15 protein-coding genes, 1 tRNA gene and 1 pseudogene are annotated in these 18,460 nt (G+C 45.6%); 13 read left to right on the top strand and 4 right to left on the bottom strand.

Annotated elements, in window-relative coordinates; genetic code table 11:
* Window positions 1-58 precede the first annotated feature (58 nt).
* A complete protein-coding gene (locus GBK04_RS24465) occupies window positions 59-697 on the top strand; it encodes a TetR/AcrR family transcriptional regulator (RefSeq protein ID WP_152764271.1) in 639 nt (212 codons plus the stop codon).
* A complete protein-coding gene (locus GBK04_RS24460; protein WP_152764269.1) occupies window positions 694-2,022 on the top strand; it encodes an ABC1 kinase family protein in 1,329 nt (442 codons plus the stop codon). Before GBK04_RS24465 ends, GBK04_RS24460 begins: the two co-directional genes overlap by 4 nt.
* Window positions 2,023-2,091: 69 nt before the next feature.
* Here GBK04_RS24460 and GBK04_RS24455 read toward each other — a convergent pair whose 3' ends face one another.
* Window positions 2,092-3,210, bottom strand: a complete 1,119-nt coding sequence (locus GBK04_RS24455; protein ID WP_152764267.1) for a DUF922 domain-containing protein — start codon at window positions 3,208-3,210, stop codon at window positions 2,092-2,094.
* 45 nt (window positions 3,211-3,255) lie between these two features.
* Here GBK04_RS24455 and GBK04_RS24450 point away from each other — a divergent pair, with 45 nt between their 5' ends.
* Window positions 3,256-3,744 (top strand): deoxycytidylate deaminase, encoded by a 489-nt coding sequence (locus GBK04_RS24450; RefSeq protein WP_152764265.1) that lies wholly within the window; start codon window positions 3,256-3,258, stop codon window positions 3,742-3,744.
* A gap of 92 nt (window positions 3,745-3,836) precedes the next feature.
* Here the strand turns inward: GBK04_RS24450 and GBK04_RS24445 are convergent, their stop codons facing one another.
* Complete coding sequence (locus GBK04_RS24445) at window positions 3,837-4,349, bottom strand: FKBP-type peptidyl-prolyl cis-trans isomerase (RefSeq protein WP_152764263.1); 513 nt, start codon at window positions 4,347-4,349, stop codon at window positions 3,837-3,839.
* A 107-nt stretch (window positions 4,350-4,456) separates the two neighbouring features.
* On the opposite strand from GBK04_RS24445, the gene GBK04_RS24440 reads away from it, so the two are divergent.
* Both GBK04_RS24440 and holA read left to right on the top strand, forming a co-directional pair.
* Complete coding sequence (locus tag GBK04_RS24440; RefSeq protein ID WP_152764261.1) at window positions 4,457-5,059, top strand: acyl carrier protein phosphodiesterase; 603 nt, start codon at window positions 4,457-4,459, stop codon at window positions 5,057-5,059.
* A 54-nt stretch (window positions 5,060-5,113) separates the two neighbouring features.
* Complete coding sequence (gene holA / locus GBK04_RS24435; RefSeq protein ID WP_152764259.1) at window positions 5,114-6,133, top strand: DNA polymerase III subunit delta; 1,020 nt, start codon at window positions 5,114-5,116, stop codon at window positions 6,131-6,133.
* A 40-nt stretch (window positions 6,134-6,173) separates the two neighbouring features.
* Here the strand turns inward: holA and GBK04_RS24430 are convergent.
* Window positions 6,174-6,247: transfer RNA gene (locus GBK04_RS24430), tRNA-Met, on the bottom strand.
* 216 nt (window positions 6,248-6,463) lie between these two features.
* Here GBK04_RS24430 and GBK04_RS24425 point away from each other — a divergent pair.
* From GBK04_RS24425 to menD, 6 genes and pseudogenes are all read left to right on the top strand, one after another.
* A complete protein-coding gene (locus tag GBK04_RS24425) occupies window positions 6,464-6,856 on the top strand; it encodes an START-like domain-containing protein (RefSeq protein ID WP_152764257.1) in 393 nt (130 codons plus the stop codon).
* Entirely contained in the window at window positions 6,857-8,356 is a 1,500-nt protein-coding gene (locus GBK04_RS24420; RefSeq protein ID WP_152764255.1) for an LptF/LptG family permease, read from the top strand.
* Window positions 8,357-8,493: 137 nt separating this feature from the next.
* A complete protein-coding gene (gene rpsO / locus GBK04_RS24415; RefSeq protein ID WP_152764253.1) occupies window positions 8,494-8,769 on the top strand; it encodes a 30S ribosomal protein S15 in 276 nt (91 codons plus the stop codon).
* 215 nt (window positions 8,770-8,984) lie between these two features.
* Window positions 8,985-11,119 (top strand): annotated as a pseudogene (pnp, locus tag GBK04_RS24410) (polyribonucleotide nucleotidyltransferase).
* Window positions 11,120-11,193: 74 nt separating this feature from the next.
* Window positions 11,194-12,057: a sigma-70 family RNA polymerase sigma factor gene (locus GBK04_RS24405; RefSeq protein ID WP_132116133.1), complete on the top strand. Its 864-nt coding sequence runs from the start codon at window positions 11,194-11,196 to the stop codon at window positions 12,055-12,057.
* A 64-nt stretch (window positions 12,058-12,121) separates the two neighbouring features.
* Window positions 12,122-13,843, top strand: coding sequence for a 2-succinyl-5-enolpyruvyl-6-hydroxy-3-cyclohexene-1-carboxylic-acid synthase (gene menD / locus GBK04_RS24400; RefSeq protein ID WP_152764251.1), 1,722 nt, complete (start codon window positions 12,122-12,124; stop codon window positions 13,841-13,843).
* A 6-nt stretch (window positions 13,844-13,849) separates the two neighbouring features.
* Here menD and GBK04_RS24395 read toward each other — a convergent pair whose 3' ends face one another.
* The gene (locus GBK04_RS24395; RefSeq protein ID WP_152764249.1) at window positions 13,850-14,881 is read right to left on the bottom strand and encodes a tetratricopeptide repeat protein; all 1,032 of its coding nucleotides are present in this window, start codon (window positions 14,879-14,881) and stop codon (window positions 13,850-13,852) included.
* A 15-nt stretch (window positions 14,882-14,896) separates the two neighbouring features.
* Here GBK04_RS24395 and GBK04_RS24390 point away from each other — a divergent pair, with 15 nt between their 5' ends.
* The gene (locus GBK04_RS24390) at window positions 14,897-15,148 is read left to right on the top strand and encodes a hypothetical protein (RefSeq protein WP_152764247.1); all 252 of its coding nucleotides are present in this window, start codon (window positions 14,897-14,899) and stop codon (window positions 15,146-15,148) included.
* Between the two features lie 185 nt (window positions 15,149-15,333).
* On the top strand, window positions 15,334-18,348 hold the full coding sequence (locus tag GBK04_RS24385) for a tetratricopeptide repeat protein (RefSeq protein ID WP_152764245.1): 3,015 nt from the start codon (window positions 15,334-15,336) through the stop codon (window positions 18,346-18,348).
* The last annotated feature ends 112 nt before the right edge of the window (window positions 18,349-18,460 follow it).

The raw sequence follows: 18,460 nt of genomic DNA, 5'->3' as shown, positions 1-18,460 counted from the left end.
TCGAACTAATTCCTTTCCTGTAGAAACTTTTTGGCAAACGGGTGGTTGTTATAGGTATATGGAACAGATAGAAAAAATCCAAAAAGCGTACAAGGACTACGTACTGGAAAATGGGACCCAACCGCCTTCGGTTTATGTTTTTGCCAAAAAACTTAAAATGCCCGAAACCGAATTCTACGAATACTACAATAGTTTTGAAGCCATCGAGTCAGATGCATGGCTCGATTATCTGCGGCAAGCCCTAACGGCCGTCGAATCGGAGGAAGTGTACGCCCAGTATTCAGTGCGCGAGAAACTTTTGGCATTTTACTATACCTGGATCGAAATCCTGAAAAAAGACCGGAGCTTTGTAGTATTCAGCTACAAGCAGTTGCGCCAGCCGATTGCCCGGTACACCGGGCCGCTTCAGCCGTTCAAAAACGGTTTTTACAATTTTGCCACCGAATTGATGATGGAAGGCCGTGAGAGTCGGGAGGTAGTTATCCGGCCCGTAGTATCCGACCGCTACGTGGATGGCCTGTGGATGCAATGTCTGTACCTGCTCGATTTTTGGGTTAATGACCTGAGTCGAGGATTTGAGAATACCGATACAGCCATTGAGAAATCGGTTAACACCTCCTTTGATCTGATGGGCAAATCAGTAGTGGATTCGGTGCTTGATCTTGCCAAATTTATGTATCAAAACCGTAAGCCATGAAAGAACAGCAATCCATACCTACCTCCAAGGTAGCCCGCGCCACGCAGTTCGTCAAAACAGGCGTTAAAATCGGTGGTAATTATTTGAAATACAATGTCAAGAAAATGGTCGACCCCAACTTGACAAAAGAACAGCTCCATACTGATAATGCCACGGATATATATGATTCGCTTAGCCAACTGAAGGGTTCGGCTCTGAAGGTAGCTCAAATGCTGAGCATGGACCGTAATGTACTACCCCGGGCCTACGTGGATCGTTTTCAGATGTCCCAATACTCGGCTCCGCCGCTTTCGGGGCCCCTTGTAGTGAAAACCTTTCGGAACCAGTTTGGTAAAACGCCCGGTGAACTATTCGATACCTTTGAAATGCAGGCTCTCAATGCGGCCTCCATCGGACAGGTACATCTGGCGACCAAAGACGGTAAAAAACTAGCCGTAAAAATTCAGTACCCCGGCGTGGCCAATAGCATTAGTTCGGATTTGAAAATGGTGAAACCGATGGCCGTACGGTTGTTTGGCCTGAATGAAACCGACATAGAACGCTACATGGGCGAGGTAGAGTCCAAGCTGCTGGAAGAAACTGACTATGAGTTGGAATTGAAACGGTCGGTGGAAATTTCGGAAGCCTGCGCTCACATTCCCGATCTGGTATTTCCGGCTTACTACCCCGAGTGGTCCGGAAGCCGTATTCTGACGATGGATTGGCTGGAAGGACAGCATTTAAAAGATTTTCTGCTGACGAACCCTTCGCAAGAGGTGAGGAACAAAATAGGGCAGGCCCTGTGGGATTTTTACGATTTCCAGGTACACCAACTGCGCCAGGTACATGCCGATCCGCATCCAGGGAACTTCCTGATGCGGGCGGACGGTACCATGGGCGTCATTGACTTCGGCTGTGTGAAAGTCATTCCTGACTTTTTCTACGACAATTATTTCGCCCTCATCAATCCTGATACGGTAGAAGATGAGCAAAAGACGCAGGCGATATTTTATAATCTCGAATTTCTGGTCAATGAAGATACTGAGGCGGACAAACGAATGTTCTCGGATCTTTTCAAAACCATGATTGGGCTTTTGGGAAAACCTTTTGCCGTGGATGAGTTCGACTTCGGCGATGAAACCTACTTCGATTCGGTTTATGCCTTTGCCGACGAACTGGCTAAGGTCGAGGAGCTCAAAAATTCCAAGGTAGCGCGGGGCTCACAGCATGGCTTGTATATCAACCGGACCTACTTTGGCCTGTACTCGTTACTCAATGAACTAAAAGCTAAAGTAAAGACTACCAAACCCGAGTGGCTGATTAGTAAGAAAAAAATTGAGGTATGAAGGTAGGGAAGCGCAATCGAGAAGCCTGACCGTGGGAGGGGAGATTGATCTCATGGGGGTACCCTGGCATTAGCTACCCTGATAGAGCCGTGTTATTTCGGCCTGTACCTTCCGGTTCCATTCGTCCTGGACTGAAGTGTTGAGCCCATGGTGTGACTCGGCATCGTACTTTTCCTGTTCCTTGTTCATTTCCCGGAAAATTTCTAAAAACTCATACTGGATCTGGCTGTCGTAATCTTCGATGGTCAGATCCATTGTTTTCAGGCGTTCCCGGAAACGTTCCGCCATGAGACGGGTAATGTTGAAATGGGTCTGTTCATGTGCCAAGGTGCTGGAATTACGGGCTTCCGAGCGTCCCCAGGACATGCTTTTCACCATAAATACTTTCAGTCCAATCGTTGCCTGAAGGTATTTACCGGCCATTTTGGAGCTTCCTTCGTAAGATAGGCTTGAAAATACCGCTGCGGCATATTTACTGCCCGGTCGGTTTGAATTGCCCTGAAAATCGTCCCATGTCAGTTTTCGAGCCGGGTCATAAAAGACGGTATCGGATTGTTCTCCCTGGTTTAAGTTTTCAAATACCAGCTTGACGCCCCGGGCCAGCAACGGATTTTTATTCTCATTTAGCCCTATCCATTGGTCGAAATTTCGGATCGCTCCGTCAAGAAGTCGGCGTAGAGCTGCCTCGTGGTCGTAGGAAGTTTCGGGGCGGGTGTAGGTACTTGCCGTGGAATAGCCCGTCAGAAAAACGGTTGTCGCTGCTCGCGTCCACTGGAAAGTGATCTTGACCTTCATCTCACCCGAAATTTTGTTAGGGGCAATTTTTCGTTCGCTGACCGAAACTTCATCCAATTGAATTTCCAGGGGGAGACTTTCTTCAGTTTTAGGGCGCAGGGAGGATGACCAGTGCTCAAAAAGTTCGCGTTCAAGAGGTTGGTTCAGTAAAAGTGGTACAGCGGTTCCATACAGTACCACCGTACCTAACTGATTGGGTTTCATTTTTCGCTTGTCCGCCACATCGAGGATATAAAAAGATCTGGCGTTGGCTAGTGCTATTTTTTCTTTTTTAAAAATCAGACCTGATGAGGCAGGTTGCCCCAAACCGGGAGTGAGAGCTAACACCCAACACCAGATGCTTGCCATTACAGCGAGGTAGGTACCTTTCAATGGGTTTTTTGGAATGATCATGAACCTTTGTCTACTTTGCATATTCTCATCTAAGTACAAACTAGTATGTCCATAACGAATCCCAAGCCGAATTTTGATGACATCTACATGGAATTGGCAAAAAATTTGGCCAAAAGATCACATTGCATCAAGGCGCAAGTAGGAGCGGTGCTAGTCAAGGATACCCGCATCATCTCGATTGGCTATAATGGCCCACCTTCGGGTACCCACAACTGCGATGAGGAATTTCCTGAAACAGGCTGCCCGCGTGATTCAAAAGGTAGCTGCTCGCTGGCCTTACACGCCGAACAGAATGCGATATTATACGCTGTCAAAAATGGATCGAACATAGAAGGGGCTACCCTATACGTCACATTGGCGCCATGCATTGCCTGTGCACGGGTGATATATACCATGAAAATCAGCAAAGTGATTTTTCTTGATTCCTATGCAGCCTACAAAGGCATTGGTGTAGAGGAAGGAGCGGAGTTTCTTAAAACCTTTGGGGTGGAAGTGGAGCAATATGGTATGGGTACCGGGGGGCTGGTGTTGTAATGGTTGTTGAAGGGTTGAAGGATAATAGTTGAAATGTCCGAATAGACACGCAGTAAAGAAAAATGTTATAATCCTTCAACCCTTCAGCAAACCTAGTCTTCCATTTCGCCAGCAGCGCCATGTACATGGCCATGTTCAAGTTCCGTTTCAGTGGCCTCCCGGATGGAGAGTACCTTGCCCTCGAAGTGCATGGTTTTGCCGGCCAGAGGATGATTGAAATCCATGATCACATTCTCATCACCCACTTCCACGAGTTGACCTTGCAGGCTTTCACCTTCTTCGTTAGTCATCGGAATAATGCTACCTACAGTCAGAAGGTCTTCCTGCTCGACTCCCTCGATCACAAACATCGACTTGGGTAGTTCCACCACGGCCTCGGCGTCATAATCACCATAGCCTTCCTCTGGGTCGATGCTGAAATCAAACGTGTCGCCTTCGGAGAGACCCGCCAGCTTCTGCTCGAATTTTTCGGGCAACCCACTCATATCATATATAAAGTAAAGGGGATCATCCTCGTTGACGACCTCTACGATGGTCATGTCGTCAGGATCCGGTATACTAAGGGAATAGGTAAGGCCTACCACTTTGTTTTTCTCAATAATCATTTGCTAGTTTGGATAAGTAAGTCCTGAATAAAAGTTGCCTGCGGGCCAATTTCATAGGCCTGCTAGTAACAAAACTACGGTATTTTTACCATACAAACCCCGCGATTATGAATTTTCTGGCCCATCTGGCCCTTTCCGGGAACAACGAAGATATACTAATGGGCAACTTTACCGGGGATTTTATCAAAGGCAAACTTACCCCGTTACGAACCGCTTCATGGTCAGCAGAATACCGGGTAGGTGTAGAATTACACCGGTTCATTGATTCCTATACCGATACGCATCCAACGGTGCTGCGGGCCAAAAGGACGCTCGCCTTTGCCCATTCCAAGGTAGCAGGCGTAGCGCTGGATATTTTTTTTGATTATTTTTTGGCCAACCATTTTTCCAGATTCTACCCACAGGCACTTGACGAATATGCCAACAAAGCCTACGCGATCATTCTGCGGAATAAAACGCTGATTCCTATCGCTATGCTGCCGATGGCTGAGGCGATGATTCGGCACGACTGGCTAACCAATTACCAGACGATTCCGGGTATCAAACGATCTTTCGATGGCCTGGCCCGTCGCTTTGCCTTTATGAGCGCAATACACGGAGCTGAAGATGAACTGCTGCGAAATGAAACTCTTTACGAAAAGGCTTTTATAGAATTTTACCCTGATTTGAAAACAGTAGCGGATGAATATATACGAAATGCACTTCAATAAAGCAGGGTACCTCACCAATCAACTTATTTCAGAAAAGACTATTTATTAAAAAGAATGGCCCAAACACCTGAATCCGTCCTGAAAGAAATCAGAGGGAAAGATTTCAAACCAGTTTATTTTCTGTATGGTGACGAACCATACTACATCGATTTGATTGCCGAGGAATTGGAAAAACGTGTCGTCTCGGAAGCAGAAAAAGGATTTAATCAATTTGTGATCTATGGAAAAGACACCGATATCGCCAGTATTTTGGGGTATGCCAAACGTTATCCATTCATGGCTGAACGCCAGCTGGTTCTGGTAAAGGAAGCCAACAAACTGTCAGGCATGGATCAAAAAGAACAACTGGCCCGCCTCGAAGAATACGCACTGAATCCATTGGCCAGCACAGTACTTGTGTTCTGCTATCACGATAAAGCCGATGAACGCCGCACACATATTAAGGCATTTTCCAAGAAGGGTACCCTGGTCCAGTCCAAGCGGTTGTACGACAATAAGTTGCCCGAATGGGTGACGAGCTATTGCCATACCCATGGGGTTAAAATAAGTCCCAAGGCTGTGCAGATGCTGGTTAGTAACATCGGAAATGACTTAAAGCGGATCGTGAGTGAAATCCAGAAAATCCTGATCAATTTGAAAGCCGGAGAGGGGGTGGATGCCGATCTGATCGAAAAGTATGTGGGAATAAGCAAAGAATACAACGTATTCGAATTTCAGAAAGCCCTGATGCATCGGGATGTGGAGAAAGCCAACCGAATAGCTACGTATTTTGCTGCGAATCTGCGGGATAATCCCCTGGCCCCAATCCTGATTATTCTGTACGGATTTTTCAGTAAGGTACTACTTACTCATGCTTCCAGCGACCGCTCGGAACAGGGACTGGCCTCACTCTTGGGAGTCAATCCGTTTTTTGTGAAAGACTATACGCTGGCCACCCGGAATTATCCAGTGGCGAAGGTGGCAGACATTATCCATTCCCTGCGGCAGACCGATGCCCAGATGAAAGGAGTCGAATCGGGCAGTGTTCAGGATGGAGAACTGCTTAGGGAACTGGTGTTTACGATCATCCATTGACCCGAAAACAAAAAAAGCAAGTCCAGGGACTTGCTTCGGGTAGCGGGGAGCAGGATCGAACTGCCGACCTTAGGGTTATGAATCCTACGCTCTAACCATCTGAGCTACCCCGCCGAATTGTGGTGCAAAGCTAAGCTGAAAAAAAATATACTGCAACAAATTTTGTTTATTTCGGGGTAGTAGCCTAAATTACCGAATGAAGTCTGGGTACCCTGTCCTAAGGGAAAAGAACCTGGATTTTGTTTGTTTAGAAGTACTTTCTCAGGAAAGTGGGCTTCAATATACCTCATTTACCTGGATATTTAACTGGTAATAAACCCTGATCGACCAATGGAAAAGCACAAGTTTACCACCGAGTTTGAATTACGGTCTTCTCCAAAGGTACTTTTCCCGTACATCAGCACCGCCTCTGGCCTGGAGCAGTGGTTTGCCGAGAAGGTCACCATCATGCCTGACCATCGATTTGACTTTCAGTGGGATGGCAGTAGTCATTTTGCCCGCCAGACTTCGCACCGCCTTAATAAGGCCGTGCGGTATGAGTTTGAGGATGATGGCGAATCGTCGGAGGATACCAATTACGTTGAAATGAAGCTCGAGGTGAGTGATTTGACTCAAGCTACCTACCTTCGAATAATAGATTATTCCCAAACTATGGATGAAGATGAACTTTCTTCGTTATGGAATGGCTTAATGGATAGTCTGAAAGAAATTGTGGGTAGTTAAATGAAGAAGCTTGATAAGCTGGTACTGAAATCGTTCTGGGGGCCTTTCCTGATCACTTTGTCAGTCGTTGTGTTCATATTCCTGATGCGGATTATGATCTCGTATATCGACGAATTTGTCTCCAAAGATGTAGGGCTTTCGGAATATGCCCGCCTGTTTTCTTACTTCGCTATGAGTACCATCCCCATCGCCCTTCCTTTGGCGATGCTTCTCTCTTCCTTGATGGCATTTGGCAACTTGGGAGAGTTTTTTGAGTTGACCGCACTCAAAAGTGCCGGCATATCGGTGGTACGGGTTATGGTACCTCTCTTCGTAATCGCCATTCTGGTCAGTATTTTTTCCTTTTTCTTTAACGATCGGGTGGTACCCTGGGCTAACCTAAAGGGGTATAGTCTGCTGTATGATATCAAGACTACCAAGGCAACCCTGAAAATAAAAGAAGGAATTTTTTACAATGATTTGCCGGGCTATAGCATCAAAGTGGATAAGAAAGTGCCGAACTCCAATACCATGCTTGGGATGATTATCTACAAGCATGACAATCGTTCCTTCGAACGCGGTAATACACAGGTAATCCTGGCCGACTCGGGAAAAATGTATACCATCAATAACAATGGCTATCTGGTGATAGAGCTGTTTCATGGCAACAATTACCAGGAAGTGCAAAATGCCGCCGGGGACCGTTCCATGGCTTATATCTCCAATGGACCGACTAATAGCCAGGCCAATGCCAATTTTATGCGCAATGGATTTGATGAGTACAAGCTGGTGGTAAGTATGGAGTCGTTTGGCTTGAAGCGTACCGATGAGGATATGTTCAAGTACCATGAGTATATGAAAAATATCGATGACCTGACTCAGACCACCGATTCACTGAGGAAGGATTACAACAGAACCCGCGAAAATCTGATCCCCAACAGCCAGCAATATTATTCGTATAAATTCAGGGTGGATAGTCCGTTTCCTACGAAACTGACCGCGGGGAAATGGGTAGATTCACTGATGACCCGATCTGTCAGTGATAGTACGAAAGGAGTGATTCTATCGAATGCCAAAAGTGCGGCGGCTAGTATGCGAAGTTTTGCGAAGTCCAACGCCGAGTACCTCGAAAACAAACGCAAAGAAGGTAACCGCTACGAACTGGAAAAATTGCATAAGTACACCCAAGCCTTTTCATGTTTCGTCATGTTCCTCATCGGGGCACCTCTGGGAGCAATAATCAAGAAAGGGGGATTTGGAGTACCCGTGCTGGTGTCAATCATTTTTTTTATTTTACTATATGTACTGACGATTCAGGGCGATAAATACGTCAAAGACGGCCTGCTAAACGTGATGATTGGAGCTTGGCTTGCCAATTCAATCCTATTCTTGATTGGACTTTATTTTGTCGAAAGAGCCCGAAAGGATTCCCGGATTTTTGAAAAAGACGTGTACCAAATGCATTGGAACCGACTGAAAAAAAGATTCTTCACGCCGAGAACCGTTGTTGAACCTGCCTAGAATCTCGAGCTGGACGAAGAGATGGTTCAATTATGGATTTGCAAAAATCTTAGAATCCCTTACTCATATCTGATAATTATTCCGTACTTTTGCGGCTGTTTTATTTATACATTCATTTTTAATCTGTTGTTACAATCATGTATTTAACCACGGACAAGAAGAAAGAAATCTTCGAAAACCAGGGATTCAAGAAATCGGCGGAAGATACGGGTTCAGCCGAATCACAAATTGCGCTTTTCACGTACCGCATCAACTACCTGACCGAGCACCTCAAAACGCACAAGAAGGATAATGACACGCGTCGGGGACTGCTCAAAATGGTAGGTAAACGTCGTCGTTTGCTGGATTATCTCCACAAGACTGAAATCACCCGCTACCGGGCCATTATTGCTGAGTTAGGCCTCAGAAAGTAGCCAAAAAAAATAGAATCAGGGAATTTGCAGCTACGCGAATTCCCTGATTTTTGTTAAACGATCTTCAATATTTGTCCCAATCAGGACCATTCACGAATAAATCGAACAATTTCGTCAGGTAGACAGATATATATAGGAAGCAGTGTGCTTTCTATTCAATAATCATTGTAGCGGTTTATATCAAGCGGTCATTCATCCAATCTATCCAACACTTTATGCAATTCAATGTCGTAACGAAGACAATCACATTACCCGATAACAGAACAATAACGCTAGAAACTGGTAAGTTGGCCAAGCAAGCCGATGGCTCGGTACTTGTCCGGATGGGCGATACGATGCTTCTGGCAACCGTGGTGGCACGGACAGAGATCAAACCAGGCACTGATTTCCTACCGCTTTCGGTGGATTATCAGGAGAAATTTGCCTCAGCGGGCCGGATTCCCGGTAGCTTCATGCGCCGTGAAGGCCGCCTTTCGGATCACGAAGTACTCGTTTGTCGTATTGTAGACCGTGCGCTACGCCCTCTATTTCCGGATGATTACCACGCAGATACACAAATAAATATCATGCTGGCTTCTGCTGATGCGGAAGTATTGCCTGACGCGTTGGCTTGTCTGGCGGCATCGGCAGCCCTGATCGTTTCTGATATTCCCTATCTGGGACCTGCTTCCGAAGTGCGGGTAGCTAAGATTGACGGTCAGTATGTAGTGAACCCCAAAACTTCCGATCTAGCCCGAGCAACGCTTGAGCTGATGGTAGGGGCTACGGAGAAAGATATTACAATGGTAGAGGGTGAACTTGAGGAAGCTCAGGAAGAAGAGATCATCGAGGCCCTGAAGGTAGCCCACGAAGCGATTAAAGTGCAGTGCCGCGTACTGAAAGAACTAGAAGCGGCAGTGGGTAAAACCGAAAAGCGCGAATATGAAGGTGATGCGAGCGACCCTGAATTGCAAGCCAGGATCCGGGCATTCTGCTATGACAAAATTTATGCCGTAGCTGCCAAGGGATCTTCCAATAAGCAGGTTAGGAAAGAAGGAGCCAAGGCCATTCTACAAGATTTTATGGCCACAATAGGCGAGGAGGAAGAAGTGGATGAAAGTCTGATCAAACGCTACTTCCATGATTTGGAATACGAGGCTTCCCGTCGGCTTGTACTTGACGAGCGGGTTCGACTTGATGGCCGTAAACTCAATGAAATACGTCCGATTGCCAGTGAGGTTGATTTTCTTCCCGGCGCACATGGTTCAGCACTCTTCACACGGGGTGAAACCCAATCGCTTACCACTGTGACTCTGGGAACCAAAATGGATGAACAGATAGTGGATACGGCTATGTACTATGGATATAGCAAATTCATGCTTCATTATAACTTCCCCGGCTTTTCTACCGGCGAAGTAAAGCCTAACCGAGGGCCCGGCCGTCGGGAGGTAGGACATGGAAACCTGGCCCTGCGTGCTTTGAAAAAGGTTCTTCCCGCCCAGGAAGATAATCCGTATACGATTCGTATAGTTTCTGATATTCTAGAGTCCAACGGATCGTCGTCGATGGCCACGGTTTGTGCGGGTTCGTTAGCGCTGATGGACTCGGGTTTGAAAATCAAAGCTCCGGTTTCGGGTATCGCCATGGGGTTGATATCTGATCCTGAAACAGGGAAATACGCAGTTCTGTCAGACATACTGGGTGACGAAGACCACCTGGGGGATATGGACTTCAAAGTCACGGGTACTGCCAAAGGCATTACAGCTTGCCAGATGGACATCAAGGTAGATGGCCTATCCTATGAAGTGTTAACCGAAGCCCTTATGCAGGCCAAAGAAGGCCGCTTGCACATTTTGAACGAAATGAGCAAGGCCATTGCTGAGCCTCGTCCGGATTTGAAACCCCATACCCCCGAGCCATTGTGATCAAAATCGAACGCGAAATGATTGGTGCAGTAATTGGTCCAGGAGGTAAAGTAGTACAGGATATTCAGAAAGAGTCCGGCGCTACAGTATCGATAGAAGAAAAAGACAATGCAGGTTTTGTGAGTGTCTTCTCAGCCAATAAAGAAGCGATGGACAAGGCTGTAGCGCGTATCAAGGGTATTGTGATGGTACCGGAAGTAGGAGAGGAGTACACTGGAAAAGTGAAAACGATTATGCCATTTGGGGCGTTTGTAGAATTCCTGCCAGGAAAGGACGGTTTATTGCACATTTCTGAGATTAAATGGGAACGTCTTGAAAACATGGACGGTGTACTGGAAGTAGGGGAAGAAGTTCGTGTGAAGCTTGTAGATGTAGACAAAAAGACGGGTAAGTACCGTTTGTCGCGCAAAGTCCTGCTACCAAAACCGGAAAATAAAAATTCTTAATATATTATTTTTCCGATGTGAAATGATTTCCACGCACTTCGCGTTATACATTCAATAGACATATAACACAATAGATGAGACAGCTAAAAATCAGCAAACAGATTACCAACCGGGAAAGCCAGTCCCTTGACAAATATTTGCAGGAGATCGGTAAGGTGGATTTGTTAACTCCTGACGAAGAGGTAACGTTGGCTCAAAAAATTCGGGACGGTGATCAACTTGCACTCGAACGGCTGACTAAAGCGAACCTGAGGTTCGTGGTGTCGGTAGCCAAGCAGTACCAGAATCAGGGGCTATCGCTGGGAGACTTAATTAATGAGGGGAATTTGGGATTGATAAAAGCTGCTCAACGCTTTGATGAGACCCGGGGATTCAAATTCATTTCATACGCCGTATGGTGGATTCGTCAGTCCATTCTGCAGGCTTTGGCGGAGCAGTCGCGGATTGTACGTTTGCCATTGAATCGAGTAGGATCCCTGAATAAAATATCCAAGACATTTTCTGAACTCGAACAAAGGTTCGAACGTGAACCCTCCCCTGAAGAATTGGCGGAAGTGCTCGAAATATCGTCTTCGGAGGTAGTAGATACCATGAAGATTTCGGGCCGCCATGTTTCTATGGATGCTCCCTTTGTACAAGGAGAAGAAAATAGTCTTCTGGACGTATTGGAAAACGATCTGGAAGATAAGCCAGATTCGGGACTGGTGAATGAGTCGCTCCGTAAGGAGGTCCAACGGGCACTTTGTACACTAACTCAGCGTGAGGCTGATGTGATTGCGTTGTACTTTGGCTTGAACGGCGAACATGCTATGACTCTTGAGGAAATTGGTGAGAAATTCAATCTCACCCGGGAGCGAGTTCGTCAAATCAAGGAAAAAGCCATCCGCCGCTTACGTCATGCATCACGGAGTAAAGCATTAAAGACTTATCTAGGTTAAGAATACTACTAGGTACTAAGACCAGGAAGCCTCTGTAACAGGAGGCTTTTTTTTTGATCCTTCTATGGCTATTTTACAACCCCTCATCGATTTGGTAGAGTTATGCCACCTACATGGTGTAACTAATGCGGTTATTTCTCCCGGATCCCGAAGTGCAGTCCTGACTTTGGCTTTAGCTCGAAACCCACATATACAGTGCACCGTTGTTATGGACGAGAGAGCGGCAGGTTTTGTGGCCTTAGGTATGGCACAGCAACTTGGAAAACCAGTGGTTTTAGTTTGCACTTCGGGTTCGGCGGCCTATAATTTTGCACCAGCAATTACAGAAGCCTATTTTCAGCAAATACCGCTATTGATTCTGACCGCTGACCGACCTAATGAATGGATTCATCAGAACGATGGACAAACTATTTACCAGTCTGGAATTTATGGTAGGCATGTCAAAGCATCCTATGAGCTTCCAGCCGATTACGTGCATCCAGATGCATCCTGGTATATCAACCGGATTACCAACGAAGCACTGCTGACAAGCCTTGACAAGCCTAGGGGGCCAGTACATATAAACGTGCCAATTCGGGAGCCGTTTTATCCTCAAGCCACAGAAAATTTTATCCCTTCGGCGAATCTTCGCGTAATTGAAAAGATCGAAACACTGTCTGTCCTTCCAGATCCGGTATGGCATTCGCTATTGGATGAGTGGGAAAATGCGGATAAGATTCTGATTGCGGTGGGTCAGTACACCCCGGGAGGCGAGCTTAAATCAATTTTGACTAAATTGACTGAGGAGTTTCAGATTCCAGTACTGGGAGAAATACTGGGGAATCTCGCGGTACATGAACAAAGTTTGATGAACCATGAGCTGATACTAGGTAGTTGGAATCAGGAGATACTACAGCCTGATTTGTTAATCACCTTGGGCGGATCTTTTCTATCAAAGAATTTAAAAAAATTCTTACGCGAACTGCCTCCCCGGAACCATTGGCATATCTCCGAAGATTCACATGTGATTGACCCGTTCCAAACCATTACCAGGCAAATCAAGGTGTCTCCCGAATATTTTTTTCCAAAGTTATTTGAAGATGTGGATTATCTTCGATTTGTTCAAAACGACGAGGGAGGGCAGGATGAAGAATACCTGGCAGAATGGGTACGTGCCGAGAGGTATATAGCACGCACAAAATTCCGCTTTTTAGATGATCTTACATCGTTCAATGATCTTTCTGCGGTATATTTTTTACTAAAAAACATGCCATATCCTGCACAGTTACATGTAGCGAATAGCATGCCCATTCGCTATGCATCGATTATGGGGATGGATCGTAATGACATCATAGTATATGCCAACCGGGGAACAAGCGGGATCGATGGCTGTGTGAGTACAGCCATCGGGTCATCATTACTCACCACTTTACCAGTGTATTTATTAGTGGGGGATGTGGCATTCTTCTACGATCGAAATGGTTTGTTAATTTCCAATCTGCCCCCTAATCTTAAAATTGTTTTATTGAACAATTCAGGGGGAACGATATTCAGAATGATTGAGGGGCCGGCATCCCAGCCCGAACTAGAAGAGTATTTCGAAACACGGCATGCCTACACGGCCGTACGTACCGCTCAAGATTCGTCGATGCTCTATTGGGCAGTTGAAGAAATGGTTGAATTACAGTCTGTATGGACGGTATTCGTGGAGGCAGAGAAACCTGCCTTACTTGAAATAAGAACGGATCCTGTAATAAATGCCGAAGTGTTCAGACAATTGAAACAATCAGTACGAATAGAGAAGTAAGGGTCTTTATTTGCAATATTGCTCATAGTTTGCGAGGGAGAGACTGTCCCGGAGCATGGTACCTGTTTTCCAAATGGTACAGGCTTTATTAAGATCACCACTCAACTTGTAGGATTCACCAGCGTACCCGTGCAGTGATTCGACGAGTTGATCCAAAGCCAGCGCTTTTTCAAAAGCTTCATTGGCTTTTATATAATCATGTTTTTTTAAAAAATAAAGGCCGAGATTCCTAAGTGCATAGCCATTGTCGGGCATGTTGTTAAGTGAGCGGTTAATTAGTTCGGCGCCTTTTGCGAGCTCCCCTGTTTGTAAAAGCACAAAGCCTTTATTATTTAAACTCAGAGGATCAACGGCATTCACACGGAGAGCCCGGTCAAAATAACTCAAGGCTCGGTTCCATTGGCCGTTGCGTGAGGCAAGTAGGCCCAGATTATTGAGTGCTTCTGGTTGGCCGGGATTAAGTAGGAGCGACTGCTCAAAATCATTCGATGCCATAGAGTAGTCTCGTTGGGCAAAATATACGGCTCCCCGGTTTACATAGGCCTCTACATTGGATGGATCTAAAGCCAGTGCTCGATCATATTCGGCCAGAGCAGCGGACTCTTTGTTTTTCCCAACCAGCATATTGCCCCTAATTAGGTAATATTGTGTGGAATCACTGTAAATTCTACTAAGTACGGATAAGTCGCTTTCAGCTTCATCCCATTGAGCTAGCCGTGTAGCTGTTTCGGCACGCGCCAGGTAAGCAGGGTAAAGCTCGGAGTCTTGGTCAATCGCGGACGAGAAGGACTGGCTGGCTTCTTTTAGCTGTCCTAAATGGAGGTAGGCAAGGCCCTTGTTCAGATATGCATCCGCAAAATCAGGGTACTTGGCGATCGCTTCATTATAATATCGAATCGCTTCCTCGTAATTTTTATGTGTAAGTTGGGCATTTCCTTTAAGAAAGAAAAGATCTGCATCATCTTTGTCAACCGACTGACAACTGGGTAGTATCCAAGCCAGACATGCAATTAAACAGATAAAATATCTAAACTTCATAGGTAAAAGAAACTTATGCGCTACATCAAGGACATTCCCAACAGCCAGTACAAAATAAGTCTATTTCAATGGAATGGAAAATACATTGTCAAAATTGAAGCTGGCGGTTTTTACGAACAAACCTACAAACTAGACGAAACCGATATTTTGTCAGTAGAAGAAATCAACGCTCTCCTCGATGCTGAATTCATGGAATGCATTACCAAGCGCTTTGACCAGATGGCTCAGGATCTACGGGATAGTTGCCTACGCAATAATATTTATTAACCGGAAGAATGCTACACGGGATAATGGCTTAACGGTGGAAAGTAGGGCAAATCTCATACGTATTTTGATTCCAAAGCGTTAAATAGCAAGCCTTGTAGAGCTAGTTTTGAGGTAGGAGCATTTGAATACTACCTGACAAGTCCTAATTTTGATCCAATCTTCATTTTATCATCAACGTCAACTCTATGTTCTTAAAGCGTAGTCTATTTTTAACTGGACTTTTCATTTGGATGGGCCATTTGTACAGTTATAGTCAGAACACCATGGGCTATACTGAACCGGAGGCCCATTTCCGTAATGGACTTGAATACTACGAAAAATCTAATTTCGTGGCCGCCCGAAAGGAATTTACTGAATTCTTGAAAAATCAGGATAAACTTCTGTCCACCAGTGACTACAATGCGGTAACGGCGGAATATTTCATCGCTGTGACGGGCCTTTACCTTAATTATCCTGAAGCCGAAGTTCAGGTAGACCGTTTTGTTCGGAACCATGCAGAGCATCCTAAAGCCCAACTTATTTATGCTGATCTTGGGAAATACTACTATGAAGGCGGGGAATACGAAAAAGCAATAGGGTACCTTGAAAAAGCTATTGAGTCGACGGGCAACTATAACAAGCAACTTGAAAGTACGTACCGTCTGGGTATGTCTTACTACAATACACAGAAATTCGATCAGGCATTGACCTACCTGAACCAGGTAAAGAAAGATAATACTTCACCCAATGCGGCCGATGCATCCTATTTTGCGGGGGTGATCAACTACAAGAAGAATAACTACCGGGAGGCTTATGAGGATTTTCTTAGAATTGAAAATAACCCATATTACAAAAATGAGGCACCCAATTGGATAGTTTCCTCGCTGTACCAGTTAAAGGATTTCGATCAACTCCTCACCTATGGCGAGCGTCTGCTGAGCCAGCAACGGGGCAATAACAATCTGGATGATGTGGCTCTTTATGTGGCGGAGGTACAATACGAAAAGGGAGATTTTAAGGCTGCTTCCACCGCATACGAACGCTACAAACGAATGAAACCCGGTGCATTGCCACCGACCGTTGCCCTGCATTATGGTCATACACAGTTTCGGAATGAGAATTTTGCGGGAGCTATCGAAACTATGAAGAATATCGCCCCCGGAAAAGATTCGGTAGCGCAGTATGCTTCCTACCTGGTAGGTATCAGTTATCTGCAAACCAATAATCCGTCTTTTGCATTGACGGCTTTTGATAATGCAGGCCGTTTGGCCTTTAATCCAGTAGTACAGGAAGAAGCTTTGTTCAATCATGCCAAAGTACAGCTGGAATTAGGAAACAATAATGAGGCCATTAAGGAGTTTAACGATTTTTTGGCCAAGTATCCCGGTAATAAAAAAGAAGAGGAGACGACCCAACTGATTGCGGAAGCGTACTCAGGCGCAAGTAATAATGCAGGAGCAATTACCTATATTGAAAAACTCAAAAACCGTACCCCTATAATCAACGCAACCTATCAGCGCCTGACGTATAATCAGGGGGTGAGTAACTTCAATGCCGAAAAATACCCGGCTGCTATTGAGGACTTTAATAAGTCGTTGCGCTACCCCGTTGATGAAAATCTGTTTATTGCCGCTACCTACCAAAAGGCGGAAGCGTACTCGGCTCAACAAAAGTACGACGAGGCTATCCCGATCTATATCCAGTTGACTAAATCAACCACTGCTGATTTATACCGCCGGAAAAGCCTTTATGCGCTGGGGTATGCGTATTACAATCAAAAAAAATACAGTCAGGCGTTGGGGTACTTTAAGGATTTTACGGCAAATACTACCGGAATCGAGGCTCAGATGATCGAGGATGCCTACGTCCGGTTGGCTGATAGCTATCTGGCTCAGAAAGATTACACTTCTGCCATCAATACGTATGAAAAAGTGACTGTCAACGGACGGGTGGACAAGGACTATTCATTGTTCCAAAAGGGCCGGGCTTTCGTGTACATGAACCGCGAAACCGACGCCAAGCGGCAGTTTGAATTGCTGATCAGCCAGTTTCCTGGATCACGCTATGTGGATGATGCCATGTTTCAAATGGCCGATATTGACTTTCAGAATGATGCCTTCCAACCGGCAGTACGTTCGTTTACCCGACTTATCAATGAAAAACCCAAAAGCTACCTGATACCGGCTGCATTGCTACGGCGGGCACAATCGTATTATAATATCCAGGTGTATGAGCAGGCCATTAATGATTTTAAGCGCATCCTGCAGGAGTACCCTGCTTCCCCGTCCGCAAGTAGTGCTCTGGAAGGAATTCAGGAGAGCTACAATGCAGTAGGACGTCCGGAAGAATTTACTCAGGTACTTGGGATGGTTAGAAAAAACAATCCTGGTAATACGAAACTCGACGATGTAGAGTTTGACAACGCCCGCAATCTGTTCTATGCCGAAAAGTATACCCAGGCAATAAAAGCACTGCTCGAGTACCTTGAAAGCTACCCTCAGAGCAAAAATCAGTATGACGCCAAATATTTCCTGGGTGCTTCCTATGATAAGGCTGGTGAAACACAGGATGCATTGCAGTACTATTCGATGGTGGTCCAGGAAAATAGGTCGACCTATGTGGCTGCGGCTGCTCAGAAATCGGCCGAACTGGAAATTTCACGCGGTAATTTCTCCAATGCAGTTTCGAACTTTAAGGTACTCCTTAAAAATGCTGAGAATAAAAAAGAACAGACAACAGCCTGGATTGGCCTGATGGATACCTATTACGCCTTAAAGAATTACGACTCGACATTAGCTTATGCACGGGAAGTCATCAATATTGGCAATGTAGTGCCCGGTGGAATCGGGAAAGCCCAGTTGTATATGGGAAAGGTACCCTATGATCGGGGCGATTACACCAAGGCGATTGAAGAATTTAAAAAAGTGGCGCAAGCAAATAAGGATGAATACGGGGCAGAAGCCAAGTACTGGATCGCGATGATTCAATTCAAAGAGAAAAAGTACACTGAAGCTGAGGCAACTATTTTTGAACTAAGCAAGCAATTTGAAGGAATTGATTTCTGGCGTGTTCGTTCGTTCATACTTCTGGCCGATGTGTACATGGGCATGAACGAAAAAGCTCAGGCACGAGCTACCTTGCAATCCATCATTGAGAATTCGGAAGATGCGGAAGCTGTCAGCCTAGCTAAGCTAAAATTGACCGAAATCGAATCAAAATAAATCTCCCCCGTTAAAATTCCAGTTCCATATGAATATCCGTCCATTTATTCGGTTTAGTGTTGCTATAGCGGGAACAGGCCTGATTATTTTCCAGGCCAAGGCCCAGCGAGGC

This window comes from Salmonirosea aquatica (assembly GCF_009296315.1).
Lineage (GTDB): Bacteria > Bacteroidota > Bacteroidia > Cytophagales > Spirosomataceae > Salmonirosea > Salmonirosea aquatica.
This window is presented reverse-complemented; position numbering and strand designations above follow the sequence as displayed.